The organism is Coprococcus hominis (ex Arizal et al. 2022), assembly GCF_040094675.1.
GTDB classification, from domain to species: domain Bacteria; phylum Bacillota; class Clostridia; order Lachnospirales; family Lachnospiraceae; genus Coprococcus_C; species Coprococcus_C hominis.
Window position 1 is genome coordinate 88,139 of sequence record NZ_JBBNHG010000036.1, and the last position, 25,964, is coordinate 114,102.

The following is a 25,964-nucleotide window of genomic DNA, read 5'->3' on the forward strand; positions in this document are numbered from 1 at the left end:
CGTGATTCAGGTGGGTGAGAGCTGTGTAGATGATATATATGCCGCACAGTGATGTGTATGGTACATAGAAGAACGGAAACTCAGACACTTGCAGATGAAAAATAAGGAGGCAGGAAATGGTACTCGCAGTTATCCCCGCACGTGGCGGGTCCAAAGGAATTCCAAGAAAAAACGTACGGCTGATGCACGGGAAACCTTTGATTTATTATTCCATTCAAAATGCACTTGCGTGCTCTTATATTGATGATGTGGTGGTGTCTTCCGATGATGAAGAAATCTTAAGCATCGCTGCGATGTATGGCGCAAAAGCCATGAACCGTAATAGTGCACTGGCGCAGGATGCGGTGACACTGGATCCGGTGATTTATGACGCCGTGCTCCGGATGGAACAGGAGACCGGAAAGAAGTACGATGTGGTCGTAACACTGCAGGCGACCTCCCCGCTTCTGACAGTGGAGACGCTGGATGGAGCATTGAAATCATTTTTGGAAAGCGATTATGACACCTACATCAGCGCGGTAAACAAACCACATCTCTCATGGACGACGAAGGATGGCAGATGTGTTCCAAATTATGAGAAACGTCTGAACCGACAGCAGCTTCCGCCAAATTTCCTGGAGGCGGGTGCCTTTCTGATTACAAGACGGGAGTGTATGTCGGAGAATAACCGGATTGGAGTAAAGGCGTCTGTCTATGAAATGCCGGAGAAAGAGGCAATTGATATTGACAGTTATGCAGATTGGATCGTATGTGAGCAGGAGCTGTCGAAGAAACGTATCTTATTCCGCGTCGATGGATATCGGGAATTGGGCATGGGACATATCTATCGTTGCTTGACACTTGCGTACAGTCTGACGGGACATGAGATCTTGTTTGTGACGCGGGAAGACCGGAAAGAGGGATATCAGAAATTACTGGATTCCCATATGCGTGTCCAGTCGGTTGGCAATGATGAGGAATTTTATGCATTTGCAGGAAAGTGGCATCCGGATGTGATCGTCCATGACTGTCTGAACACCGAGCGGGAATATATATTAAAGTTAAAACAGCTTGCAAAGCGTGTTGTGACGTTGGAGGATATTGGCTCAGGCGCGGATGTGGCAGATGCAACGATCAACGCATTGTATGAGGACGACAGCAAAGGTGAAAATTACTACTGGGGTGAAAAATATGTCTGCCTGAAGGATGAATTCCTGATTGCGCCATGTGCAGAGTACCATGAGCAGGTAAAGAAGGTAGTTGTGTTATTCGGCGGCAGTGATCCTTCGGATTTCACCTGTCGTGCGTATAATCTGGCGAAGAAAATGCATGCGGATTTCCCTCAGATCAGCTTCCGGTTTGTACTTGGCGCCGGATATGATAACCATGTACATAAGCTGTCAGATGATGAAGCTTGCAAGATCAAGGTGGTAACGGATATCAAGCGCGTGAGTGATGCCCTGTCCGATGCGGATCTGGCAATTACCTCGCAGGGAAGAACCGTGTATGAGCTTGCGGCGATGGGCGTTCCCGCCATTGTTCTGGCACAGAATGAGCGCGAGACGAAGCACACCTTCGCACAGATGCACAATGGTTTCTTAAATCTTGGTATGGGAAATCAGGTGAGTGATGAAACATTGGAGAAGACCTTCCGGTTTGTCGTAGAGACTCCGCAGATCCGTGCGGAGATGCGGAATCTCATGTTATCGCATGATCTGCGCAAAGGAATTGAGCGTGTGAAACAGCTGATCTTAGCAGATGAGTAATGGAATATTTATGCAGTTATGTCTGACTGATTCAGGATAAAGTCAGTCAGATATAACTGTATTTAGAATCTCGGTCAGGCGTGTGTCATAGGTATGATAGCGCTTGACTTTTTCATAGCCATTTTTGGCAATCTGTAATCGTTCCTCTTCGTGGGATAAATAATAATCAATCTTCTGAATCAGATCATCGACACTGTCATAGAGTACCAAATCCTCCCCGGGTATGAAATATTCTGCAAGCTCCGGCTGATAGTTGGACATGAGGAACCCGCCGCATCCCATGATGTCAAACGCTCGCTGTGGAATACCGGATTTGATGGAGCGAAGTGTCATATTTAAATTGATTTTGCTGCATTTAAAGATCTTCGGCATCACACGTTCAGAATCTGCGATACCTCGGTTTTTGACATGAGGCAGCATAGAAGAATCGCTCTGTGTGTACAGATCAACATGAAAATGCCTGCTAATTGCATCCAGAGTATGCTTCCGTTCCAGCTCTGTGCATCGGCAGTTGAGATAGGTATCTGCGATAATTCCTTTTAAATCGGTCTCGTAATCAGCCGGGAGTGGATCGAAGCCAACGGTGGAAACAAAGTCGGACACCCATTCGTCGGTGAGTGCATCTTCGATAAAATTATAGCCGTAGACATTTTTCTGGGCGGAGCAAAGTCCCTCCACATACCCGCGCATATATGCAGGAAGTTTATCGGCAATGTCATCATAGCTGTTCTTCTCGGAGTACAGGGAGCCAACAAAGGAAACGTCTGTGCCATACTCTTTCATATCTGTAGAAGAGACTGTAACGTTGTCAAAATGCTCGATATCACAAGCAAGCAGTGTGTGAAAACAATTTCCCGGATTGCGGTGCTCGAATTTGGCGAGCTGCAGCTTGTCGAATAGGAACAGACGATTGTGTGGATATTCCATCGTCTTTGAGTAAAGGGTAGAGCAAGGGCTATCCACGGTATAGGAAATATATGGAATTCCAAAAGGTTTGCTTGCGCGTGCGATGATTGGTGAAAAGCAGACAGAAAGCACTGCCGCAGCATCCGGCGTTTGTTGGAGCAAGGCCGCCAATCGCAGCAAGTAATCTTTGTCGTAATCCTGTGGTTCCCGGTCGTGCATAAATTCAACGACCTCATGACCAAGCCGGGTCAGACTTTTGAGGATGCCCGGTTCGCATATGCTATGATGTCTGCAAAAAATAATCTTCATGTTAAAATCCTTTCCTTATACCTGTTTACACCGCTCGATTCCGGCACGTGCAGGAGCATAATCGCCCGCTTTCTCATAATAGGAGATAGCGTTTGTTTTATCTCCCAGACATTCCAAAATCACACCTACATTGTGAAAGGCAGAATATGAATTGACCCCATCTACCACACTGGTTGGAAGCTTGGTTGCGGAGAGGAAACTTTCGATTGCCTTCGAAAACTGTGCGTTGTTCATATAGATCAGACCAAGGACAAACAGGTAATCTGCGTCCCCTTTGAAATCATCATAGACTGCTTCTAACATAAGGGCATCTGCAAACTGTTTCGTGTTGATCAGACAGTAGCCGTAGAGGTTGATGATACTGTGAACATAGCTGAGTTTGGTGTCCAGCGGCAGTTCCATCGCCCGTTCAAAATAAGGAATTGCCTGCTCGTACTGTTTGGAATAAAAATAAGAATTGCCAATCTGGTAAAGCGTGTAAGGATCGTCCGGTTGTGCTTCTAATTCCTGTAATAAAAGTTTCAGATTCCGGTTTGCCTTTTCAGTTCGGTATGCTTCATTTCCCTGATATCCGACATGGGTGACATACACGGGCGCATCAAAATAATCCGGCTCTGTGGATGCACCCAGTGGGACAATTTGTTCGTGAATCCGCCCTTCAAAATGATATAACTTGCGGGAGAAGAGACGCGCAATCGGTTCGGTACTGCTCATCGTCTGGCCATCATTTTCATATAAGCTCTTGATGTGGATATGACCGATGGAAGCTGGCATTGCCTGCAACTGTTCCAGCAGCTTCGGCATGTCAAACGCATCGACAAACTCATCAGAATCCAGGAATAAAATCCAGTCATTGGCAGCTTTTTGTATCGCGAAATTTCGGGCAGCAGAAAAATCATCACACCATACAAAATCATACACACATGGGGTAACTGCAGAAGCAATCTTCTTGGAGTTATCTGAGGAACCAGTGTCCACAACAACAATCTCACAGCCGAGATCTTTGATCCGTTCTAGGCATATTTTTAAATTATCGCATTCATTTTTTGTAATGATGCAAATAGATAGATTTGGCATGTTTTGTACGCTCCGTTTAAATGATAGTTTCATTATGGATGGGATTGCGGGAGGTGTCAAGCATAACCGCGCCTTTGGGATACTTTTTGATACATGTATGGAGAATGACAGGTTTTAATTGACATTCTGGTGTTATATAGATAAAGTGAAGGAAGATGAAGGATAAAATACAGAAGGGATATAGAACGAAACATGGGGATGCAGAAAGAACCGGAAATTGATAAAGGCTCAGAAGCTTATGCAAAGCTCCTGTCGCAGGATGAGCGGGAATGGCATGCGCAGTATGATGCTCTGATTGCCAGAAAAATAGAGATATTTAATAAACTCCTGCAGATGCATAGCGCGGAAAGCTATGGACTGATTGAAAAGCTTGTCGATGATGCAATGACAGAAAATGTTGCCAAACGGAACACGTCGTATGCATGGATTGTTATTTTTACACAGATTTACCAGGCAGAGAAGAATGTGGGTGAAGCGTGGACTTTGTTTGATCTTGCAGACAATCTGGAGGATCTGATAGCTATTGTACAGCAGGTGAAATTCCTCTTGTGGGAAATCGTGTTTCTGCAGGAGAAAGAGTCAGAAGAACTGCTTAGAAGCGTTGTAGCACAGTATGATATGCAGCCGGAGCTACTACGGGGACTGGTTCGCATTTCTTGTCTGGAACCGGAAATGGTGATGGATAGATTAAGAAAAAATATGGGCTTAAATTTGTAGATAGAGACAATGAAATATGCTTGTTATAGTCACGGTGAATAAGTGGAAGAGGATAAGAGATGAACGAGAAAAAGATATGCTTCATCATGTGTACAAATGATGCACAGTATGAGGCAGAGGCAATGCATTTTATAAGTAAATTACATGTGCCGCAAGGGTATGAGATTGATGCGATCAGCATCAAGGAGGCGAAAAGCCTGACTTCCGGGTACAACGAAGGAATGCGCGCAAGTGATGCAAAGTATAAAGTGTATCTGCATCAGGATGTGATGATTGTGGAACCGGATTTTATTGCAAGACTGTTACATATATTTGAAGACCCGGAGATTGGTATGGTTGGCATGGTTGGAACCCCTCACTTACCGGAGAATAAAATCCCATGGTGGGCATGGCGTGTAGGGGCATTGTATACGTGTAATGTGAGTGCGATGGGAATGTTCGATTATGAATATCCGGAAGAAGCAAAAAATGGTGTTATCGAGGTAGAGGCCATCGATGGACTTTTGATGGCTACGCAATACGATATTCCGTGGCGTGATGATCTGTTTGATAAGTGGGATTTCTATGATGTATCGCAGAGTCTGGAATTTATCCGGCATGGGTATAAGGTTGTGGTTCCGTATATGGAGACGCCGTGGTGTATTCATGATGATGGATTCGTGAATCTCAAGAATTATTATGAGGAACGGGAAAAGCTATTGAAGGAGTATGGGACGATGTAGCTTTGTCAAAAAAGCAGGAGGCAGGAATATGTCGATTACATTAAATGTTCCACAATACAGTGTGACGGAAGATACTGTTTATTGGAATGATTTATTTGAAGAACATAAAAATTTGCCGATGTTGTGTATCGGTCGGGACAGCTATATAGAAGAAACGCAGGTGGAAGCGGGTCCGGATCAGGATCTGTTGTACAGTATCCAGGTAGGACGATATTCTTCTATTGCAAGAGATACCAAGATGATCATTGATTTAAACCATGATTACAAGCGGGTTTGCCAGGGGCGGATAAGTGGTGTGGCATATCAGCGTCCGCATCTCACCCGCCGCAAAGGTCAGATCGTTATCATGAATGACTGCTGGATCGGAAATGGTGTAATTATGCTTGGTGGCATAACGATTGGAAATGGAGCGGTTGTGGCAGCCGGGGCTGTGGTTACGAAGGATGTACCCGCCTATGCGATTGTTGCCGGGAATCCAGCGAAGGTGATAGGATACCGGTTCGAGCCGGAGCAGATTGCTGCACTCAATAAGATCCGCTGGTGGAACTGGGCTGCAGAGGAAGTCCGTGCGGCATCGGAGCTGTTGCTGGATGAGATAGACCCATTTATAGAAAGGTATCTGCCGGAAGCGGAACAGGAAATCACCCGGATTCCGCAGATCGAAATTAACTCGATCGAAAAAAATTTTTCTGGTGAAGATAAACGGCTGTTGTATATTCCGGATTTTGAACAGGATTATCCAACTTATCCGCGTGTGATCGATGCATTCGTGAGCTCCTATGCGAATACGAATTGTGAATTGCTGCTGTATGTAAAGGAGGATGCATTTGTTCCGGACAAGCTCGCTATATTGGATCGGTTGTTTGAGCAGTATGCGGATGTGGATTGTTATGTGAATGTATATGTGGGGAATCTGGATGACGAACGGGGTCTGTTTGCACAGAGCGATGCGTATATTACAAACCGTAGCCTGGATAATGTAAAGCATATGGATATGGCAGATTTTTATGGCATACCTGTGATATCTTCCGTCAATCTTCCGATTTTCACAGAACAGAACGTTCAGGGAATGTGTAAACTCTGATATGGATATAGCCGGGATTAAATAATCCCGGCTGCTTTCAACATTGTCACTATTCTCACATCGTAACTGTGATATTCTTTCACTTTCTCGTATCCATTTTTTGCGATCTGTTTCCGCTCATCATCATGTTCCAGATAATAGTCGATTTTGGCGAGCATATCCGGGATGCTGTCATAGAGGACGATATCTTCGTCCGGGACGAAAATCTCCGGGATTTCAGATTGATAATTCGACAGTACGAAGCCGCCACATGCCATGAGATCGAAGATACGGAGTGGCAGTCCGGTTTTGATCGGGCGGTTTGTCATGTTCAGGTTGATTTTGCTGCATTTGATGATCTGCGGCATCATATTGTTGGAATCAGCGCCGCCACGACACCGGACATGTTTTAGTGGTGCGGTATCAGTCAGCGTCCACAGGTCAAATTGATAGTTTATCCCTTGTTCCCGTAATTCCTCAAAATGCGCGCCAATTGCATTGCAGGTGCGGATGCGTTCCTGCTCGGTGCATTTGTAGCCGAGATAGGTGTCGGCAACGATGCCTTTCACATCTTCCGCGTAGTCTTCGCCAAGCGGTGCCCAATCGGCATATTTCTTGAATTCCTGCGCCCATTCGTCAGTGATGGAATCCTCCAACAGATTGTACCCATAGACGTTTAACTGGGCGGCAATTAGTCCGTCGACATAGCCGCGCATCGCATCCGGCAGATCTTTTTCGATGGAATTGTAGCGTGTTTTCTCAGAGTACAACGAACCGACAAAAGAAACATCACAGTCGTAATTTTGATGATCTTCGGCGGTTACCTTTATTTCGTCCCATGTTGCAACATCTGCGCCCATTGGCAGATGGAAGATACAGTCCGGGTTGACCGGGGCGAATTTCTCCCATTGCATACGATCTAAGACGAAGATTCGGTTTGTGGGGTAGGCAATCGTCTCGGAATAGAGCTGGAAGCTTGGGCAGTCGACCGTCCAGGACAGATACGGTAGTTTAAACACCTTGCAACACCGCGCTACGATTGGCTGAAAATTCACGGAGAACACACAGGACGCATCTAGGTTTTTCTGAATCAGATCCGCCAGTGTTTCCAGATAGCCTTTGTCGTAGTCGACGCTTTCGAATTTGCGATCCATCGTGATAACTGTAATGCCTAACCGCTGCATTGCATTTGCAATTCCTTTTTCGCAGATGCTTCCCCATTTGCAAAAGATGATCTTCATAGTTGTAGCTCCCCGCTTTCTTCCGAAGTAATATAAGGATATTATAATCGAGATGTAGGGGGGATGCAATGCGAAGATAAAAGCTAAATACAAAACCGGACGGTTCCCCATTCCGTCCGGTTTCTATGTAAACACACATTTGAAGTTATTGCTTTCGAACATCAATAACCCCAGCTCTCCTCCTGCCCAAGGGTGTTTGCCTCGGACAACCTCATCGTAGCATAAGTGAGCAAAAAAACAAGGGGTCTGGCATAATTGACGCGCTGGAGAGCATACTTTGAATTTTACTTAATAAAATTAAGTCAAAAATGACGATTTTCATCGCTTGACGCACACATAGATGGTTGTTAAAATGGAAAAAGAAAATCAAAATTGGGACAAATTTTTTGAAAAAATATAAAAGATTTGAATGGAAAGGATATCAAAAATGAAATTTTTTGTAACGGGTGTAAATGGACAGCTTGGTCATGATGTGATGAATGAGCTGAGCAAACGAGGACACGAAGGCGTGGGTTCCGATCTCGGAGAGACCTATGCAGGTGTGCAGGATGGATCGGCAGTTACGACAATGCCATATGTAAGTCTGGACATCACTGATCAGGCAGCCGTGAAGAAACAGATTATGGAGATCAAACCGGACGCTGTGATTCATTGTGCAGCATGGACAGCCGTGGATGCAGCCGAAGATGAGGACAAGCAGGCGACCGTAAAAAAGGTAAATGTTGACGGCACAAGAAACATTGCAGAAGTGTGCAAGGAGCTGGACTGCAAGATGTTGTACCTTTCAACGGATTATGTATTTGACGGACAGGGCACGACGCCTTGGGAGCCGGATTGCAAAGATTACAAGCCGCTCAATGTCTACGGACAGTCAAAGCTGGACGGAGAATTGGCAGTTTCTTCTATACTAGAGAAATATTTCATCGTCCGTATCGCGTGGGTATTTGGTTTAAATGGCAAGAATTTCATTAAAACGATGATCAATGTCGGCAAGACACACGACGAGGTACGCGTGGTCTGCGATCAGATCGGCACGCCGACGTATACTTATGATTTAGCACGTCTGCTCGTAGATATGTGCGAGACCGAAAAATATGGTTATTACCATGCCACAAATGCAGAGCTTCCAGAGGGGGCTGACGCAAACGGAGCCAAGACAGGCTATATCTCATGGTATGATTTCTGCGTGGAAATCTATCGCCAGTATGGACTTTCTACGAAGGTAACGCCAGTTACTACAGCAGAGTATGGACTTAGCAAGGCGGCAAGACCATACAACAGCCGCCTGGACAAGAAGAAGCTTGTAGAAAATGGCTTCGAGCCACTTCCAGTCTGGACAGATGCGGTAAGCAGATATTTGAAGGAAGCAGATATTTAATCGAAAAATCAAATCCTCCCAGTGTTGCAGGGGAAATGCAATGTTGGGAGGATTTTTCTTTATTAGCGGAGACGGCGGGATTTGAACCCGCGTGCCAGGTTACCCCGGCCAACTGATTTCGAGTCAGCCCCGTTATGACCACTTCGATACGTCTCCAATATTACTTATTATTTTATACCTATCAAAAAGAGAAGACAATGGAAGAATATAAATAATGCGTTATGGCTATCTCGTTTTTGTGAACAAAACAGCTAAAACTTGCAGTTTTGCTAGCTATATGCTACAATTTCAATAATTATGTATATCAAAATAATAAGGATTTATTGTTAACAGCTATTTTAAATTTATACTTTATTTTAAATAATAAAAAAGGACAGAAAATATAAGAAATAGATGAAAGGAAAAGGACATGGAACAGAAATTTGGAAAAATCACAGTAGAGACTTGTGAAGCAGATGGTGTAGAGATTGAGGGATTGAAGGTAATCACACCGTCTGTATTCGGTGATGATAGAGGCTATTTCATGGAGACCTACAATTATAATGATTTTGCAGCGGCAGGCATTGATTGTACATTTGTACAGGATAACCAGTCCAGCTCTAAGAAAGGTGTGCTTCGAGGATTGCATTTCCAGATCAATTATCCACAGGATAAGCTTGTGCGTGTTGTAAGTGGAGAGGTATTTGATGTGGCGGTGGATCTGCGGGAAGGATCAAAGACATTTGGTAAATGGTTTGGCGTTCGCTTGTCTGCAGAGAACAAGAAGCAGTTTTTCATTCCAAAGAACTTTGCGCATGGATTCATCGTATTATCTGATCATGCAGAGTTTTGTTATAAATGTACAGATTTCTATCATCCAAACGATGAGGGCGGACTGCTCTGGTCTGATCCGGAAATTGGCGTAGAATGGCCGATGCCAGAAGGAATGACGGTAGAAGATCTGACATTCTCAGAGAAGGATACCAAGTGGAGTGGTATTAAGGAGTATAAAAAATAGGCATGGAAAAGAAAACAACTTCACGGTTTCGACAATTTATAAATCTTCCGATCGAATTAGTTCAAAATCGGACATTGATCGGAAATCTGGCGAAGAATGATTTTAAGACACGGTTTGCTGGTTCTTATTTGGGCGTAATCTGGGCGTTTGTGCAGCCGATTGTCACAGTTGTTGTGTATTGGTTTGTATTTACTGTGGGATTGCGTCAGGGTAGACCGAGTGGACACCCATTTGTACTGTGGCTGATGGCAGGACTTGTTCCGTGGTTCTTTTTTTCGGAGGCGTTGAACGGTGGAACAAATGCATTGATCGAGTACAACTATCTGGTAAAGAAAGTTGTATTTAACATCGATATATTACCGTTGGTGAAAGTATTGTCGGCAATCTTTGTACATGTGATATTTACGGCATTTACGATTGTTTTATGCTGGTGTAATGGATATATTCCAAGTGTTTATTTGTTGCAGATTATATATTATATGATCTGTAACTTTCTGCTTGTGTTAGGATTGGCGTATTTTACATCTGCGGTGGTTGTTTTTTTTCGGGATCTGACACAGATTGTAAATATTGTATTACAGATTGGAATGTGGATGACTCCAATTATGTGGAATATATCGGATATTTTGGTGAACCATCCAACTTTAGCAAAAGTATTTAAATTAAACCCGATGTATTATATTGTAGATGGATTTCGAAATGCGTTGCTGGATCATATTTGGTTTTGGGAGAAGCCGTTATGGACACTTGCCTTTTGGATTATTACATTGCTATTCTTTGTTATAGGTGTGAATGTGTTTAATCGACTGAAGGTGCATTTTGCAGATGTGTTATAAGAAAAAGAGAGATAAATTATGAGCGAGACGGCGATTCGTGTACAGAATGTAACGAAATTATATAAATTATATGATAAACCATCCGATCGATTCCGGGAGTCCCTGGGTTTAACGAAAAAAGTATTGCATCGCGAACATTATGCATTGCATGATCTTAATTTTGATATTAAAAAAGGGGAATGTGTTGGAATTATTGGGACAAATGGTTCTGGCAAATCAACGATTCTCAAGATTATTACCGGAGTTCTGAATCCGACAAGTGGTAATGTGGAGATCGATGGACGTATTTCTGCATTGCTTGAGTTGGGAGCTGGATTTAATATGGAATACACAGGACTTGAGAATGTGTATTTAAATGGAACTATGATTGGCTTTACCAAGAAGGAGATTGATGCAAAGCTGGATTCAATATTGGAATTTGCAGATATTGGAGAGTTTATTCATCAACCGGTTAAAACATATTCTTCGGGTATGTTTGTACGGTTGGCTTTTGCAGTAGCGATTAACATAGATCCGGAAATTTTGATTGTAGATGAGGCGTTGTCTGTTGGTGATGTATTCTTTCAAACAAAATGTTATAAAAAGTTTGAGGAATTTAAAGAACAGGGAAAAACTATATTGTTCGTAAGCCATGACCTGAGCAGTATCAGTAAATATTGTGATCGTGTTGTGCTGTTGAATAAGGGTGTAAAACTGGCAGAGGGACGTCCCAAAGAAATGGTTGACATGTATAAAAAGGTGCTGGTTGGTCAGTTGGATTTGGAACATGTGGACGAGGAAACAGAAAATATTGCCAAGGCACCAAGTATGGAGGCAGCAAAATCTGTAAAAGAAGCAAAATGCTGGAAGGATTTGCTTTCACAAAATGAAAATGCCATTGAGTATGGTGATAAGAAAGCAGAGATTATTGATTATGCGATTGTAGATAGCTGTGGAAATATTACCAATACGATTGAAAAGGGAAAACCTTTTACGGTACGCATGAAGGTGCAGATGCATGCGCCAATTGAATATCCGATATTTGCGTTATCCATCAAAGATCCAAAGGGAACAGAAATTACCGGTACAAATACGATGTTTGAAAAGACTGATTTTGAGGTTGGCCCCATTATGGAGATATCTTTTGAGCAGGATATGAATCTGCAAGGAGGCGAGTATCTTCTTTCGCTTGGTTGTACTGGTTATAATGGCACGGATTTCACGGTATATCATCGTTTATATGATGTATGCAATATCACAGTCGTGTCAGATAAAAATACGGTTGGATATTACGATATGAACTCGAAGATTACAGTTCAGACTTATGAAGGGACGAATATATGCAGAAAATAGGTTCCATAACAATTGATGACACATACTATCCTGGCAAGGATTTGTACAGTGACGGCGAAATTGAAGATGAAATGCTGGATATAGCAAAAAATGTTCCGGTTTCCGAGTATAATCGTGTGATAGCAGAGCGAAAATCCTGGGCGATTTTGTATCATTTTTCAAATGTCAGGGAGAATATTGTACAATCAATGCCGATTACAAAAGAAGACAGTGTGTTGGAGATAGGAGCAGGTTGTGGAGCAATTACTGGTGTACTTGCTCGTATGGCAAAAAATGTAGATGCGGTGGAGCTTTCTATGAAACGCTCGCTGATTAACGCGTATCGGCATCAGGAAGCAGATAATATCACAATTAAAGTTGGTAATTTTCAGGAAGTGGAACAACATCTGGAGAAGAAATATGATGTGATCACGTTGATTGGTGTATTTGAATATGCATGTAGTTATATTGATAGTGAACAGCCATATGCAGAATTTTTAGAAATTATCAAGAAGCATTTAACCAAAGATGGGCGACTTATTCTTGCGATAGAAAATAAATTTGGATTGAAATATTGGGCAGGATGCCGGGAAGATCATATAGCAACATTTTTTGGCGGAATTGAAGGGTATGCAAAAGATAGTTATGTGCGGACATTTTCTAAAAACGAGTTAGCCCATATGTTGGAACAGGCTGGTTTTTCTGAGCATACTTTTTATTATCCATACCCGGATTATAAGCTGCCTGAAAAGATCTTTTCGGATGAATATCTGCCACATGAGAATGAACTGAATGTAAATCATCGGAATTTCGATCGGAATCGTGTGCGTTTATTTGATGAAAATAAAGTGTATGGGGAATTGATTAGAGCAGAAATGTTTCCAGAGTTCTCAAACTCATTTTTGATTGTAGCCAAAGGAGTGTAGGATGGAGCGATTAATTTATACAAAATATTCGAATCAACGTCATCCAGACTACGCGATTCGCACCGATATTGTTTGTCGGGAGGACGGAAGCCGCGTTGTGCGTAAATATGCAGATACAAGATTGGCACGTCCGCATATTGAACATATGAACGAGGTATATGGATTGTTGCAAAAAGAGTTTGCAGGGAGTCGTTTGTGTGCAAATCGGGCAAACCTTACAGATGCATATATCGAATTTGAATATGTAGATGGAGATACACTAGAGGCTGCATTAGATGCATGTCTGGCAAATGATGACAAGGATGGATTTGCGGAGTTAGTAAAACAGTATGCTTCCGAAATCCGGCAAGTATATTTGAGTGAACAGTCAGTATGTGGAGAAAGAAGTCAGGACGAAATAGAACAATATCAAAAGGCGTTCGGGGAAATAACACTTCCGGTATCTGTACCTTTTTCCAAAGGGGTAGATATTGATTTAATATTTTCCAACATTATGGTACAGGGGAATACATGGATAGTGATTGATTATGAGTGGACCTTTGACTTCCCGGTTCCTGTGGATTTTTTACTTTGGCGTGCGGGTAAAGTATATTTGGAGAATTATGCAAACCGTGCGAGCATTGATGAAACAGAGATGAATCGGATGCTTGGAGTTACACCTGAGAATGTATCCGCTTACCGGCAGATGGAACTGCATTTTTTGCAGCAATACTGCTACAGAGATCGGAGCGATTTATATGCATTGTATGGAACAATGGGACAGTATGTCATGAATCTGGATCTCGAAGAAGCAATTAAGGGAAATGAAAATGGAACAAATCAGGTTCAACTGTATTATGATACGGGAAAAGGATATTCGGAAGCAGAAAGTGATATCATCCGTATTTATCCAGATGAAAAAGGTGAGTTTCATTTGCAAAGAAAGCTGCCTGATGCTTTGCGGAATTTAAGGATTGATCCGGGTGAGATTCCGTGTGTTGTATATATTCAGAAGGCAGTTGGATATACGGAAAATGCATCTTATGAATTAGAGTATCGGACAAATGGATACCGGTTTGACAAACGTGCGTATGTGATGGAACAGGGCGATCCACAGATTTATATTAAAAACATGAAGGAACACACCTATTTGATAGAGTTTGATTATACCATTCAGGCAGATGCTGCGATTGTGCAGGAAAAGGCAGCCAGTGTCAAAGGATGGGAAAAATTAAAAGGGATGATACAACATGCAAAATAAATTTACGAGCAGAAGTAAACATTTGGATTTCATCATATTGGATCTTATCTGTATAGAGGTGTCTTACTGGTTGGCATATTATATCAGGCTTGGAAGGCTTGTGAATTCCACACCAGGGGAATATACAATGATGAATATTATGGTTATTTTAATACATTTATCCATCATGTTTATTTCGGAAGGGTATTCTGGAATTTTAATGCGGAATGCCATACAGGAATTGAAAAAAGTAGTCATTCATAATGCAGAGATGTTTGCAGTGATTTTGTTTATATTGTTCTTTGCGAAACAATCTTCGGTGTATTCTCGAATATTGTTTGCGTTGTTTGTGGTCATTGACACAATTACCATGTATATTGTACGTCTTGTGAGAAAGAAAGTATTATATTCCAATGAGGACAAAGAGCGCGGAAAAGGACAGATGCTTATTGTTACGAATCATGCACATGCGCAAAGCCTGGTAAAAGGGTTGGCAGAAAGTGGATATCGAAATTACCTGATCCATGGAATCGTTATTCTGGATAAGGATATGACCGGTCAGAAAATCGATGGTATTGATGTTGTTGCAGATGCTGGAGGAATGTATGAATATGTAAAATCCAATATTATTGATGAGATATTTTTAGAGTATGATGGAGAAGGCGTTGCAGAAATCACCAAACGATTTCTCGCGATGGGTGTTGTAGTACACGTAAGTATCAATAATATTCTTCCGGGAACTCCGAATGCGGCTGTAGAGAATATTAGTCATTATACGGTAATTACAACAAGTATTAATATCATGTCATTCAAACAAAAGGTTATTAAACGATTGATGGATATTGGAGTATCTATTATAGGGATGGCGATTACGGCAATATTATTTGTCATATTTGCGCCGATTATCTTTATACAGTCACCGGGTCCAATCTTTTTCAAACAGGAACGTGTTGGAAAGAATGGAAGACGGTTTAAGATTTATAAATTCCGATCTATGTATATGGATGCAGAAGAACGGAAGAAAGAACTTATGGCACAGAATAAAATGTCCGGTTTGATGTTCAAGATGGATGATGATCCGCGTGTAACACCAATCGGCAGGTTTATGCGGAAGACAAGTATTGATGAGTTTCCGCAGTTTATCAACATATTCAAGGGCGATATGAGTTTGGTTGGAACAAGACCGCCAACGGTGGATGAATATAATCAGTATGATCAGCACCATAAGAGTCGACTTGCTATGAAACCAGGACTTACAGGTATGTGGCAGGTATCCGGGCGTAGCGAAATTACGGATTTTGAAGAAGTAGTTCGATTGGATAACGAATATATTATGAATTTTAGTATTAGTTTGGATATTAAGATACTGATAAAGACCGTATTTACGGTGTTGAAGAGAAAGGGATCGGTATAGGTTGGAGATGACGGCGTCCGTTGGAAATATAGTTTTATATATCTTGTTTTTGTGGATTGCGCCTGTATTTGTTGGTAATGCAATATGTAACAGATTGAGCATGCGGGGGACGATCCCTCGAAGTTTTGTTATGGGATATCTGAGTATGTGGGCAGTTTTTCAGATTATCACGGTTCCGCTTATTCTGTTGAAGGTAAGTTTCCTTGTGGATGTTGTTGTGTATTCGATGTTCCTTATTGGGATTATTGTTTATGGGATTGTGAAAAAAACATATTGTAGTATGACAATTCCAAAGGTAGAGCCATCTGCGTGGGTTGGAATCATCGTTATGCTTGCAACTGGAATATATATGATTGTACAGTCATTCCGATTACAGCTCACAAATGCGGATGATACACGATTTGTTGTCAATGCAGTTGATACAGTTCGTACGAATCGAATGCTGCTTACAGATGTGAACACGGGAAAGGAGATATTATCCTGGACCGGAGATTTGTTCAAGGATGTGATATCTCCGTGGGCGGTATTTGCAGCATATCTGTCGAAGATAACAGGCATTTCGGCGGCAAGCATGATGCATACATTTTTACCACCGGTATTGCTGGCGGTGATGATGTGCATCTTCTGGTTGGTTGCAGGTGAGTTATTTGATAAACATATATATCGAGCTTTGTTTGTGATTCTTCTACTAGTAATGTATATGTATGGATATTTTTCGATCTACAATGCGGAAACTTTTACGATAATCCGGTTATGGCAGGGGAAAGCAACTATGGCAGCGGTTGGAATACCGGCACTTCTGTATGCTTTTTTGCGGTTGTATCGATTACTTCCGGATGATAGACGATGGAAAGAAAAGACAGTATATAATGCGGAACAAAAAGGAGCAATCTGTATGGTATGGCTTACGGTGTTTGCAGTTGCGCTTCTTACAAGTATGAGCTATATACTTTCAACGGTTATGATTGGATGTTTTGGATTCGTATATGGAATTGCAAAGAAAAGCTTACGCACTGCGATAATGGTGTGGGGCACTTGTCTGGTCAATATCGCATATCTTGGAATTTCAACATTGCTACATTGATTTCAGGATATGTATGGAGGAAGGAAAATTGAGTAAGAAAGACATAAAGATTGTAATAGCGGCACATAAACCTTATCGTATGCCGGAAGATACTATGTATGTACCATTGCATGTTGGCGCAGAGGGAAAGAAAAATCCGGATGGAACGCCGCTTGATCTGGGGTATCAGAAGGATAATGAAGGTGACAATATATCAGCGAAAAATCCAAATTATTGTGAATTGACAGGTATTTATTACGCTTGGAAAAATATACCAGCAGAGTATCTGGGACTTGTACATTATCGGCGTTATTTTAAAGGGAAAAATAAAAGTAAGGATCCTTTTGCGTGTATCGTTACTGAACCAGAGATGGAGAAGATCTTTGAGACGCACCGTATAGTAGTGCCAAAGAAGCGTAAATATTATATTGAGACATTGTATTCACATTATGCACACACACATTATGCAGAACATTTGGATTGTGTGCGGGAAATCATTGGAGAACAATGTCCGGATTATCTGAACTCTTATGATAAAGTGATCAAACAAACTTCTGGCTATATGTTTAATATGATGGTGATGGAGCGTGCATTGTTTGACTCGTATTGTGCATGGTTGTTTGCGATTCTTTTTGAGTTGGAAAAAAGGGTTGGTGAGAAACAACCGGAGATGTCAGCATTTCAGAGCCGTTTTTATGGACGGGTAAGTGAAATTATATTTAATGTATGGCTGGATTATCAGATTCAATCAGGCCAGATTTCACAAAAAGATGTGAAGGAACTGCCATTTATCTATATGGAGAAGATAAACTGGTTCCGAAAAGGAATTTCCTTTTTAAAGGCAAAGGTATTTCATAAGAAATATGATAGCAGTTTTTAGAGATAACAATAGGTGAAAACATGAGAGCTTGGATGCAGCCGATTATATATTGGGTAAATGAATATTATGGAAATCGCGGGTATCTGCTTTTTGCAATCGTCGCATATATATACCTGTTTTTTGCAACGAAGGAAAGCAGACGGAAAATAGTGTATCCAAGTGTGTTGCTGGCTTTTTTGGTATTGAACCCAATTCTGTACAAATATGTATATTCCAAAATCATTTATTGGCGTTTGATGTGGCTGTTGCCAAATACCCTTGCAATTGCGTATGCTACAGTTTTGTTTGTGAGAAAACGAAAGCATATTGCCGTAAAGGTGATTGCATTTGTACTCGTGCTGGCAGCGGTTGTATGGAAAGGCACAAATGTATATACACATTCTGGGATGGCTAAGGCATCCAATCAACAGAAGGTGGATGCCAGAGTACAACAGGTATGTGATGAGATGCTGGCGGTGGATGAAACGCCAAAATGTATTGCCGCACTTAATTTAAGTTATGAGATACGTCAATATTGCGGAGACATTGAATTAATGTACGGCAGAAATGTGGAAGGATATATCAATGTCATTGACGATCTGAGCCTTCGAATCGCGAATGAGATGCGTTCTGAGAATCCAAATTATGACTATATTTTTGCACAGGCAATGGCGAAAAATTATGATTTTGTTGTGCTCGAAGATTATAAAACGGTGCCGGAAGACCTTTTGAATCAATATGGATACCAGATCTATAAAAATGTAGCCGGATATAATCTGTATTACTGCGCGGATGTTGAACAACGGGATCTGGGTGGATGGATTGTAACACAGTATGGGCCGAATACAAGTGAAGTAAGTATGTGTTATACAATCGAGGATAAAAATAATAATCTGATCATCATTGATGGTGGATATGGCTGGTATGAACAAAAGCTGCGAGCAATCATCCGGGCACATGATAATCATGTAACGGCTTGGATTGTGACAAGCCCGATTGATAGCAATGCACATGCATTTTGTGAAATTCTACAGGACAAGCAGGGAATTCAGATTGATCAGATCTACACGATGCATATAAACGACGAGCAGTATGCAACTTATCTGAGGGATGCAAAAGAATGGCAGAACACGGATTTTGTGCAAATGTTCCGGGAAACTTTAGAAAAAGAAACGAATGTAAACTATGTAAAAGAAGATGATCAATTTGAAGCATTAGGGCTTAGTTTCAAGGTATTACATGCGTGGGATGATGAAACGGATGCAATTGGGGAATATCAAGAATACAACGGTTCTATTTGTTTTCGAATCCAGGCGAATCAAGAATCCATGTTATATTTATCAAAAATAACCCATCCATTAGAGGACCATATTATAGAGAAAAATTATGATAAACTAAATGCAGATTATGTGCAGGCAAATAATAATGGACGGTGGACACTGAGTGCGGAGTTTTATAACATGGTGTCTCCGAAATATGTATTCATGGATTGTAGTATAGAAACTGTGAATGCGGATGAGGAAGAAAAAGGGTGTGGGGGTGTATACAGATATGTAACTGGTATTTTACAGGTGCCAATTGGTATGTATGATACAACGCCGACTTGGATTATATTGAAATAAGGAATAAAATAAAATGCAGACAGATGTTTTGATATCTTTTATTATTCCGGCATACAATGCTGCGGATACAATTGAAAAAGCTGTGCAATCTTTGACAGATGTACCACGGACAGAAGTATTGATTGTAGAAAATGGATCTACGGATGAGACCAAGCAGGTTTTGCAGCGACTGAAAAAGAAATATAGTAACATAAAAATATTCACATCCGACAAAGGGGTGTCCAATGCAAGAAATCTGGGAATTCAGAATGCAACGGGCGAGTGGTTAGCATTTGTTGATGCCGATGATTATCTGGCAAGGACAGGTGTCGCAACGATGATGAATGATGCGAGACATGGGGAATATGATTTTTTTGCATATGGACATGTAGCTGGACAAAAGCAGAATTCGATTACTGATCGAAAAAGAGTGTTTGACGGGGGAAAACTCGATGAAGGTAGAGTACAGATGATTCAAAATCCTACACGATATATGCAGGTGTGGGCGAAATTGTTTCGAAGGGATATCATTGAGAAAAATCGTATTCGATTTGATGCAGAGTTACCTTTTGCAGAAGACAGTGATTTTACACTTCGGTATATGAAGCATATCACGTCCATATGCTGGAAGCCAGAGATGGTGTACCATTACACATTAAATCCGAAGTCTGTTATGCATGTACAGACTGGTCTGAAGGCAGAAAAATATATTTGCGCTATGGAGAAAACGGCAGAGGCGATACAGGATGAAAATGAGATCATAAAAAAAGCGTATGATAAATATGTAATGATGCATTTTAATATTATGATGGTGCGAGAGGTGTTTCAACAGCGAACGTATTCGTTCAGAGCAAAATGCAAAAAAATGAAGTCGGTTGCGAAAACGGCAATTTTCAAAAATGCAATTGATGCAATTAGGGTTAAAGAATGTAAAAGTGCAAGAATGCTACCGGTGCTACTTATGAAAATGAAATTAAATTGCTTTGCCGGAATAATATATATGCTTCGTGTCAAACAGAATGAAGTACATGAAAAAAGGGGAATAAACAGTATATGAACAACATTTTGATATTTGGAATGACAGAGAATCCCGGTGGAGTGGAAAGCTTTTTGATGAGCTACATTCGAAAGATAAATCGTGGTAATTTTAAATTTGATTTTTTGTGCAATTCACATGATAAAATTGCTTATGAAGACGAATTGATCTCTTATGGCTGTGAGATTTATCATATCACAGCAAGAAGTAAGGATTATAAGAAGTATAAAAGAGAGATGCAGCAATTTTTTAAAGAAAATGCTTCTCAGTATGATACTATATGGGTTAATGTATGCAGTCTGGCAAATATTGATTATCTGAAGTATGCAAAAAAATATGGAATAAAACGAAGAATTATTCATAGTCATAATTCTATGAACATGGATAGCAAACTTAGAGGATTGTTGCATGCATATAATAAGAGGCATATTGATAAATATGCAACAGATTTTTGGGCCTGTTCCAAAGAGGCTGGAGAATGGTTTTATTCAAAACAAATTATGCAAGGTGCAAATTATAAAGAAATAAAGAATGCAATTGATATATCGCAATACAAATATGATGAAGATATAAGAATAGCATACAGAAAGAAATATGGTGTTGAGGATAAATTTGTAATTGGTAACGTAGGAAGATTGCAATTCCAAAAGAATCAATTATTTTTATTGGATATTTTTGCTAGTGTGTTGAAGAAAAAACCCGAAGCAATTCTATGGATGATAGGTCAGGGGGAAGATGAAGATAAGATACGGGAAAAGATACAAAAGTTAAATCTAGGAACAGCTGTAAAAATGTTGGGAGTCAGAAATGATGTGCCGAATTTATTACAAGCAATGGATGTATTTGTATTTCCATCTGTATTTGAGGGACTTGGGATAGCGCTTTTGGAAGCACAGGCTACGGGACTTACTTGTATTGCTTCGAAAGATGTAATTCCTGAAGAAGTTAAGGTAACACCACAATTGCAATTTGTTTCACTGGAAGAATCGGCAGAAGTATGGGCGGATAGAATTTTAAATGCGGAATACTGTGAAAAAAGAGACACGCTATTCCAATTAGCTATGAAAGCCGGATATGATATAAATACAGAGGTTGGACGATTAGAAACATTATTAGGAGAGAAAAAGTAAAAAATGGATATTGATTTTGTTATTCCATGGGTGGATGGTAGTGACCTAGAATGGAGAAAGAATAAAAATAAGTATAGTGGAAAAATTGATGAGCCAGTAGATATAACGGATGCGAGGTATCGGGATTGGGATATTTTAAAATATTGGTTTCGTGGTGTGGAGAAATATGCGCCATGGGTTCATAAAATATATTTTGTTACTTGTGGGCAGAAACCAGATTGGCTAAATGAAAATCACGATAAATTAGTGCTTGTTAATCATGAGGATTATATTCCCCATGAATATTTACCGACATTCAGTTCGCATACAATAGAATTGAATTTTCATAGAATAAAAAATCTTTCAGAGCATTTTGTCTATTTTAATGATGATGTGTTTATAACTTCAAAAGTAGAACCGGAAGATTTTTTTAAAAATGGTCTTCCGTGTGATATGGCGGTAGAAGATCCGATATCTCCAAATAAACAAGATGTTTTTATGCATATTTTATTAAATAATATGATTTTATTAAACTCTAAATATGATAGGAAGGAAGTATTAAAAAAGCAAAGGAAGAAGTTTTATTTAGTAAAGGATAAAAAAGCACTAATGATGAATTGGAGTTTTTTGCTATGGCGTAGACATGATTTCTTCGGACTTGAATATTCTCATTTGTCATCTTCATACTTAAAGTCTACATATGAACAGGTTTGGAGAGAAAATGAGCAGATATTGGATCGGGTATGTAGAAATAAGTTTCGCAGTGCGGAGGATGTTAATCAGTATATATTTAAGAATGAGCAGTTAGTGACTGGAAGGTTTTCACCATACAATTGGAGAAAAAACGGCAAAGCGTTTCATATGAATGATGGGGATTCGGAAGATAACAATATCGCAGAGATGTGTCATGCAATAGAAAATGGAATATATAAGATGATATGTGTGAATGAATCACAAGTTGAGAATTATGAGGAAACAAAACAAAAGGTTGTTCATGCATTTGAAAAGATATTGCCATGTAAATCATTATTTGAGAAATAAGAGGTGCTCAATGGATTGGTATATATGTGAAAAAACAGAAGATGAATATTTGAACCGTACGGCGGGGATTAAAGCTCGTGAGGATTTAGATGTTATATTCAAGCAATGTGGGATGAAAATGATTAATCTTGTGGTTGGTGAAGATACGAGAACACGTGCCGGGGTTATAAGCAAAATAATGGGGCACATAGCTACAAAAAAATATTGGGAAGAAAAATTAGCCTGTGTACATGAAGGTGATACAATATATATTCAATTCCCGGTAAGAAATCACACAGTTTTTCTTGCATCGGTTTTAAAAAAACTCGTGCAGAAAAATATTCGCGTGGTATTGTTTATTCATGATTTAGAGTATATGCGCCATATAAAAAACAAATCAATACCATTTAAGAAGAAAAAAAGAATGGAATTAGAGGAAGTGTCTGTATTAAAGAATGCGACGAATATAGTTGTCCACAATCATCAAATGAAAAAACTAATGCGCGAGGCATTGGGAATACCATCAGAGAAGATGATTGAATTAGATATCTTTGACTATTTGATTGGTAAAGAGGGAGAAAAAATACAAGAACGTGGTAAGCGGAAGCAGGGATATTCCTGTATTATTGCAGGAAATCTGGACAAGCAGAAATCGGCTTATGTATATGAGCTTCCTAAAGATATTGCGTTTGATTTGTATGGTCCTAATTATACAGGACAAGCAGGAGGGAACATTTGCTATCATGGATCTTTTCCGCCAGCAGAGTTACCTTATGAATTAGAAGGAAACTTTGGGCTTGTGTGGGATGGAATATCCGTTGATACATGTGCAGGCGTTTATGGGGAATACCTAAAGGTGAATAACCCACATAAGACCTCCTTATATCTTGCAAGTGGAATTCCCGTCATTATATGGAAAGAAGCAGCTTTGGCTGAATTTGTCGAACAAGAGCGGGTTGGAATTACGATTTCTTCATTATATGAGATAAAAGATATTTTTGAAAAACTCACAGAAGATGAATATGCGGATATGTTACAACACGCGAAGCTTATATCAAAACGATTAACCAGTGGATTTTATACAAAACAAGCTATTGAAAAGGCAATGAAATAAAAGTGGAAGTATGAAAGAAATAGCTCGTAATGAGGGTAACAATCAATTAAATATCCGAAAAACAGAAGTGGTATTTCTTCTTGCGTTTTTTGTTTATATGTCTGCAAACATCTTGGATTTGACTGCTGTTGCATTTGGACAGGGTAATGACAGAGTATCGTTAATAAATATATTTACAAAAATGGCAAGATATGTGGCATATATTCTTTTGGCTTTCAAAGTAATATGTTCAAATATATATAATCGCAAATGGATAAAATTATTTTTAGACGTATCTTGTGTGATTGCTATAAGCTTTTTGGGCTCATTTAATAAAACCATAATTTTTTATTTGCTGATTTTTATCGCTGCATGTAATGTGGAGGAAAACTATATTATTAAAATATCGTGTGCAGTACAATCTGTTATATTGTTTGTATGCGTTATCGGATCGCGAATTGGAGTAATAAAAGATTATGTTAGGCAGGATGGAGGCCGAATACGCCATTTTCTTGGCTTTTCGTGGACAACAACGGGAGCAATTCTTTTTGTATTTATATTGTTGCAGTATATATATTTAAAAAAGGGCAAATTGTCAATTTGGGAGGATATTATAGCATTAGGAATTAGTTTGTATTTATACAAAATGACAAACTCCAGATTCGCTTTTTTGATTAGTATAATAACAATTATAATTTTTGCAATTTATCGGTTAAATGTAAACAATGGAAGATTTATACAGAAATTAAAAGGCGTATTTATTGCGTCCCCAGTGGTAGTTGCAATTTTTGCGATTTTGTTACATGCATTCTATAATCCGCAGAATACGATATATTTTCAATTAAATAAGTTATTGTCAGGCAGATTGGCTCTTGGGCAAAACGCAATGTCAGAATATGGCATTTCTTTATTTGGAAAAGATATTGAATGGATTGGATTTAATATGAAAGAAACATTAAGAGGGACGTATAACTATGTTGATTGTTCTTATGTAAAAATTTTGTTGGATCATGGAATATTATTTTTAGGTATTGTATTGCTTGCATATGCATATATGTTAAAAAAATCAATACAGAAAAAGCAGTATTATTATACATGGATATTGATGATAATTATGATCTTCTGTATAACGGAACCAAGACTTTTTGATATTACATTTAATCCTTTTATTGTGCTTACATTAGCAGGACAGAAATCAATTGTAGATAAAAATGTAAAAAGGGGGATGGGAGATGCAAGAGAGTACGCGAAAAAGTGAAAGTATAATGCTGATGAATGTAATATCTATGCTGGCAGTTGTGTATTTGCATTCAAATAATTGCTTTTGGACTTTTAGCACAGATAGATATTGGAAATCGGCGAATATAATTGAGGCGGGATTGTATTTTGCTGTTCCGTGTTTTTTTATGATAACAGGAGCAAACTTGCTTGATTATAGACAAAGATATGATACAAAAACGTTTTTAATCAAGCGAGCGAAAAAAACAGTTTTTCCATATATATTTTGGAGTTTTATAGGTATAGGATTTAACATATGTATGCATAATTTACAATGGAATAATGTGACCATTAAATACGTTATTGCGGGATTAGTAAATGGCGGTTCTATAGTAACGACTTATTGGTTTTTTATGCCGTTATACGCGGCCTATCTAGCAATCCCTTTATTCTCAGCAGTGGAGAAGGAAAAACGAAAATCGGTATATGTATATATAAGTGTTGTAGGTTTTTTGTTGAATGTATTAATTCCTTTTGCAGCGAAGTTTACAGATTGGGTTCCTTATAATCCTGGATTTAGATTATTTGTAAATATGTCATATCTGTTTTATGTTGTGGTTGGTTGGCTCTTACATACACAAGAAATAAAAAGAAAAGATAGAATAGTCATATATATTTTGGCTATTTTAGGGTTGTTTACAAATATGATTGGAACTTATTTTTTATCCATGCGTGATGGGACTGTAAATAAAACGTTTAATGGATACAATGATGTTCCATGTATTCTCTACGCGATAGGTGTTTTTGTGTTAATTAAACAAATTGCTCCAAAGATAATGGATGTAAAGTGGATACGGGCAATAGTAGTATATTTAAATAAATATACTTTTGGCGTCTATCTTTTGCATTGGTCGGTATTAAAAGCGGTTATACGATTGACAAGAGTTAATGAGGTATCGTTAATATGGAGATTGCTTTCTCCAATAGGAATTGTTGCAGTTTGTGTTGCTATCATATGGGTAATTCGTAAAATTCCGGTATTGAAACATGTAGTTCCATAAAAGCGATTGAGAAGCGAAACAAAGTGGCATAGGAGGACAGAAT

Annotated in this window: 23 protein-coding genes and 1 tRNA gene; 20 read left to right on the plus strand and 4 right to left on the minus strand. The window is 39.6% G+C overall.

Annotation, left to right across the window (positions count from 1 at the left end; genetic code table 11):
* The first annotated feature begins 116 nt into the window (after positions 1–116).
* Positions 117–1,745, plus strand: a complete 1,629-nt coding sequence (locus AAAT93_RS10970) for a cytidylyltransferase domain-containing protein (protein WP_227573238.1) — start codon at positions 117–119, stop codon at positions 1,743–1,745.
* A gap of 42 nt (positions 1,746–1,787) precedes the next feature.
* Here the strand turns inward: AAAT93_RS10970 and AAAT93_RS10975 are convergent, their stop codons facing one another.
* Positions 1,788–2,960, minus strand: coding sequence for a CgeB family protein (locus AAAT93_RS10975; protein WP_227573237.1), 1,173 nt, complete (start codon positions 2,958–2,960; stop codon positions 1,788–1,790).
* 15 nt (positions 2,961–2,975) lie between these two features.
* On the minus strand, positions 2,976–4,037 hold the full coding sequence (locus tag AAAT93_RS10980; protein WP_227573236.1) for a glycosyltransferase: 1,062 nt from the start codon (positions 4,035–4,037) through the stop codon (positions 2,976–2,978).
* A 192-nt stretch (positions 4,038–4,229) separates the two neighbouring features.
* Between AAAT93_RS10980 and AAAT93_RS10985 the strand changes: the two genes are divergently transcribed.
* Genes AAAT93_RS10985 through AAAT93_RS10995 form a run of 3 tightly spaced genes read left to right on the plus strand, consistent with a single transcriptional unit; the run spans position 4,230 to position 6,560 of the window.
* On the plus strand, positions 4,230–4,754 hold the full coding sequence (locus AAAT93_RS10985; protein WP_227573235.1) for a hypothetical protein: 525 nt from the start codon (positions 4,230–4,232) through the stop codon (positions 4,752–4,754).
* Between the two features lie 59 nt (positions 4,755–4,813).
* Positions 4,814–5,476 (plus strand): glycosyltransferase family protein, encoded by a 663-nt coding sequence (locus AAAT93_RS10990; protein ID WP_021984833.1) that lies wholly within the window; start codon positions 4,814–4,816, stop codon positions 5,474–5,476.
* Positions 5,477–5,504: 28 nt separating this feature from the next.
* Positions 5,505–6,560, plus strand: coding sequence for a CatB-related O-acetyltransferase (locus AAAT93_RS10995; protein WP_279220907.1), 1,056 nt, complete (start codon positions 5,505–5,507; stop codon positions 6,558–6,560).
* Positions 6,561–6,577: 17 nt separating this feature from the next.
* Here AAAT93_RS10995 and AAAT93_RS11000 read toward each other — a convergent pair whose 3' ends face one another.
* Complete coding sequence (locus tag AAAT93_RS11000) at positions 6,578–7,780, minus strand: CgeB family protein (protein ID WP_227573234.1); 1,203 nt, start codon at positions 7,778–7,780, stop codon at positions 6,578–6,580.
* Between the two features lie 427 nt (positions 7,781–8,207).
* Here AAAT93_RS11000 and rfbD point away from each other — a divergent pair, with 427 nt between their 5' ends.
* Positions 8,208–9,158, plus strand: coding sequence for a dTDP-4-dehydrorhamnose reductase (gene rfbD / locus AAAT93_RS11005; RefSeq protein WP_227573233.1), 951 nt, complete (start codon positions 8,208–8,210; stop codon positions 9,156–9,158).
* A gap of 66 nt (positions 9,159–9,224) precedes the next feature.
* Here rfbD and AAAT93_RS11010 read toward each other — a convergent pair.
* Positions 9,225–9,314, minus strand: a tRNA-Ser gene (locus AAAT93_RS11010).
* Positions 9,315–9,567: 253 nt separating this feature from the next.
* On the opposite strand from AAAT93_RS11010, the gene rfbC reads away from it, so the two are divergent.
* Genes rfbC through AAAT93_RS11085 form a run of 15 tightly spaced genes read left to right on the plus strand, consistent with a single transcriptional unit; the run spans position 9,568 to position 25,921 of the window.
* Positions 9,568–10,155, plus strand: coding sequence for a dTDP-4-dehydrorhamnose 3,5-epimerase (gene rfbC, locus AAAT93_RS11015; RefSeq protein WP_021984829.1), 588 nt, complete (start codon positions 9,568–9,570; stop codon positions 10,153–10,155).
* A gap of 2 nt (positions 10,156–10,157) precedes the next feature.
* Positions 10,158–10,991, plus strand: a complete 834-nt coding sequence (locus AAAT93_RS11020) for an ABC transporter permease (protein WP_021984828.1) — start codon at positions 10,158–10,160, stop codon at positions 10,989–10,991.
* An 18-nt stretch (positions 10,992–11,009) separates the two neighbouring features.
* Positions 11,010–12,323, plus strand: coding sequence for an ABC transporter ATP-binding protein (locus AAAT93_RS11025; protein ID WP_118671231.1), 1,314 nt, complete (start codon positions 11,010–11,012; stop codon positions 12,321–12,323).
* Complete coding sequence (locus AAAT93_RS11030; protein WP_117781559.1) at positions 12,311–13,228, plus strand: class I SAM-dependent methyltransferase; 918 nt, start codon at positions 12,311–12,313, stop codon at positions 13,226–13,228. Before AAAT93_RS11025 ends, AAAT93_RS11030 begins: the two co-directional genes overlap by 13 nt.
* Before the next feature lies 1 nt (position 13,229).
* Positions 13,230–14,468 carry a hypothetical protein gene (locus AAAT93_RS11035; protein WP_227573232.1) on the plus strand — a complete coding sequence of 413 codons (1,239 nt, stop codon included), beginning with the start codon at positions 13,230–13,232 and terminating at the stop codon, positions 14,466–14,468.
* On the plus strand, positions 14,458–15,861 hold the full coding sequence (locus tag AAAT93_RS11040; protein WP_021984824.1) for a sugar transferase: 1,404 nt from the start codon (positions 14,458–14,460) through the stop codon (positions 15,859–15,861). Before AAAT93_RS11035 ends, AAAT93_RS11040 begins: the two co-directional genes overlap by 11 nt.
* A gap of 7 nt (positions 15,862–15,868) precedes the next feature.
* The gene (locus AAAT93_RS11045; protein WP_227573231.1) at positions 15,869–16,945 is read left to right on the plus strand and encodes a DUF6077 domain-containing protein; all 1,077 of its coding nucleotides are present in this window, start codon (positions 15,869–15,871) and stop codon (positions 16,943–16,945) included.
* A gap of 28 nt (positions 16,946–16,973) precedes the next feature.
* Positions 16,974–17,804 carry a DUF4422 domain-containing protein gene (locus AAAT93_RS11050; protein ID WP_330594697.1) on the plus strand — a complete coding sequence of 277 codons (831 nt, stop codon included), beginning with the start codon at positions 16,974–16,976 and terminating at the stop codon, positions 17,802–17,804.
* A 20-nt stretch (positions 17,805–17,824) separates the two neighbouring features.
* Positions 17,825–19,405, plus strand: coding sequence for an MBL fold metallo-hydrolase (locus tag AAAT93_RS11055; protein ID WP_021984821.1), 1,581 nt, complete (start codon positions 17,825–17,827; stop codon positions 19,403–19,405).
* 13 nt (positions 19,406–19,418) lie between these two features.
* Positions 19,419–20,441, plus strand: a complete 1,023-nt coding sequence (locus tag AAAT93_RS11060; RefSeq protein ID WP_349095587.1) for a glycosyltransferase family 2 protein — start codon at positions 19,419–19,421, stop codon at positions 20,439–20,441.
* The gene (locus AAAT93_RS11065; protein WP_118545715.1) at positions 20,438–21,550 is read left to right on the plus strand and encodes a glycosyltransferase family 1 protein; all 1,113 of its coding nucleotides are present in this window, start codon (positions 20,438–20,440) and stop codon (positions 21,548–21,550) included. The genes AAAT93_RS11060 and AAAT93_RS11065 overlap by 4 nt, the downstream gene beginning before the upstream one ends.
* A 3-nt stretch (positions 21,551–21,553) precedes the next feature.
* Positions 21,554–22,570 carry a stealth family protein gene (locus AAAT93_RS11070; RefSeq protein WP_227573229.1) on the plus strand — a complete coding sequence of 339 codons (1,017 nt, stop codon included), beginning with the start codon at positions 21,554–21,556 and terminating at the stop codon, positions 22,568–22,570.
* A gap of 10 nt (positions 22,571–22,580) precedes the next feature.
* On the plus strand, positions 22,581–23,663 hold the full coding sequence (locus AAAT93_RS11075; RefSeq protein WP_227573228.1) for a hypothetical protein: 1,083 nt from the start codon (positions 22,581–22,583) through the stop codon (positions 23,661–23,663).
* A gap of 10 nt (positions 23,664–23,673) precedes the next feature.
* Positions 23,674–24,900 carry a hypothetical protein gene (locus AAAT93_RS11080; RefSeq protein ID WP_227573227.1) on the plus strand — a complete coding sequence of 409 codons (1,227 nt, stop codon included), beginning with the start codon at positions 23,674–23,676 and terminating at the stop codon, positions 24,898–24,900.
* The gene (locus AAAT93_RS11085) at positions 24,875–25,921 is read left to right on the plus strand and encodes an acyltransferase (RefSeq protein ID WP_227573226.1); all 1,047 of its coding nucleotides are present in this window, start codon (positions 24,875–24,877) and stop codon (positions 25,919–25,921) included. Before AAAT93_RS11080 ends, AAAT93_RS11085 begins: the two co-directional genes overlap by 26 nt.
* Positions 25,922–25,964: the final 43 nt, after the last annotated feature.

Coding starts and splice junctions, on each gene's coding strand:
- AAAT93_RS11035 (WP_227573232.1), top strand. CDS start 13,230: ATGGAGCGATTAATTTATACAAAATATTCGAATCAACGTCATCCAGAC.
- AAAT93_RS10980 (WP_227573236.1), bottom strand. CDS start 4,037: ATGCCAAATCTATCTATTTGCATCATTACAAAAAATGAATGCGATAAT.
- rfbD (WP_227573233.1), top strand. CDS start 8,208: ATGAAATTTTTTGTAACGGGTGTAAATGGACAGCTTGGTCATGATGTG.
- AAAT93_RS11065 (WP_118545715.1), top strand. CDS start 20,438: ATGAACAACATTTTGATATTTGGAATGACAGAGAATCCCGGTGGAGTG.
- AAAT93_RS11030 (WP_117781559.1), top strand. CDS start 12,311: ATGCAGAAAATAGGTTCCATAACAATTGATGACACATACTATCCTGGC.
- AAAT93_RS11070 (WP_227573229.1), top strand. CDS start 21,554: ATGGATATTGATTTTGTTATTCCATGGGTGGATGGTAGTGACCTAGAA.
- AAAT93_RS11040 (WP_021984824.1), top strand. CDS start 14,458: ATGCAAAATAAATTTACGAGCAGAAGTAAACATTTGGATTTCATCATA.
- AAAT93_RS11000 (WP_227573234.1), bottom strand. CDS start 7,780: ATGAAGATCATCTTTTGCAAATGGGGAAGCATCTGCGAAAAAGGAATT.
- AAAT93_RS10970 (WP_227573238.1), top strand. CDS start 117: ATGGTACTCGCAGTTATCCCCGCACGTGGCGGGTCCAAAGGAATTCCA.
- AAAT93_RS11060 (WP_349095587.1), top strand. CDS start 19,419: ATGCAGACAGATGTTTTGATATCTTTTATTATTCCGGCATACAATGCT.
- AAAT93_RS11045 (WP_227573231.1), top strand. CDS start 15,869: ATGACGGCGTCCGTTGGAAATATAGTTTTATATATCTTGTTTTTGTGG.
- AAAT93_RS11085 (WP_227573226.1), top strand. CDS start 24,875: ATGCAAGAGAGTACGCGAAAAAGTGAAAGTATAATGCTGATGAATGTA.
- AAAT93_RS11020 (WP_021984828.1), top strand. CDS start 10,158: ATGGAAAAGAAAACAACTTCACGGTTTCGACAATTTATAAATCTTCCG.
- AAAT93_RS10985 (WP_227573235.1), top strand. CDS start 4,230: ATGGGGATGCAGAAAGAACCGGAAATTGATAAAGGCTCAGAAGCTTAT.
- AAAT93_RS11080 (WP_227573227.1), top strand. CDS start 23,674: ATGAAAGAAATAGCTCGTAATGAGGGTAACAATCAATTAAATATCCGA.
- AAAT93_RS11055 (WP_021984821.1), top strand. CDS start 17,825: ATGAGAGCTTGGATGCAGCCGATTATATATTGGGTAAATGAATATTAT.
- AAAT93_RS10990 (WP_021984833.1), top strand. CDS start 4,814: ATGAACGAGAAAAAGATATGCTTCATCATGTGTACAAATGATGCACAG.
- AAAT93_RS11025 (WP_118671231.1), top strand. CDS start 11,010: ATGAGCGAGACGGCGATTCGTGTACAGAATGTAACGAAATTATATAAA.
- AAAT93_RS10975 (WP_227573237.1), bottom strand. CDS start 2,960: ATGAAGATTATTTTTTGCAGACATCATAGCATATGCGAACCGGGCATC.
- AAAT93_RS11075 (WP_227573228.1), top strand. CDS start 22,581: ATGGATTGGTATATATGTGAAAAAACAGAAGATGAATATTTGAACCGT.
- rfbC (WP_021984829.1), top strand. CDS start 9,568: ATGGAACAGAAATTTGGAAAAATCACAGTAGAGACTTGTGAAGCAGAT.
- AAAT93_RS10995 (WP_279220907.1), top strand. CDS start 5,505: ATGTCGATTACATTAAATGTTCCACAATACAGTGTGACGGAAGATACT.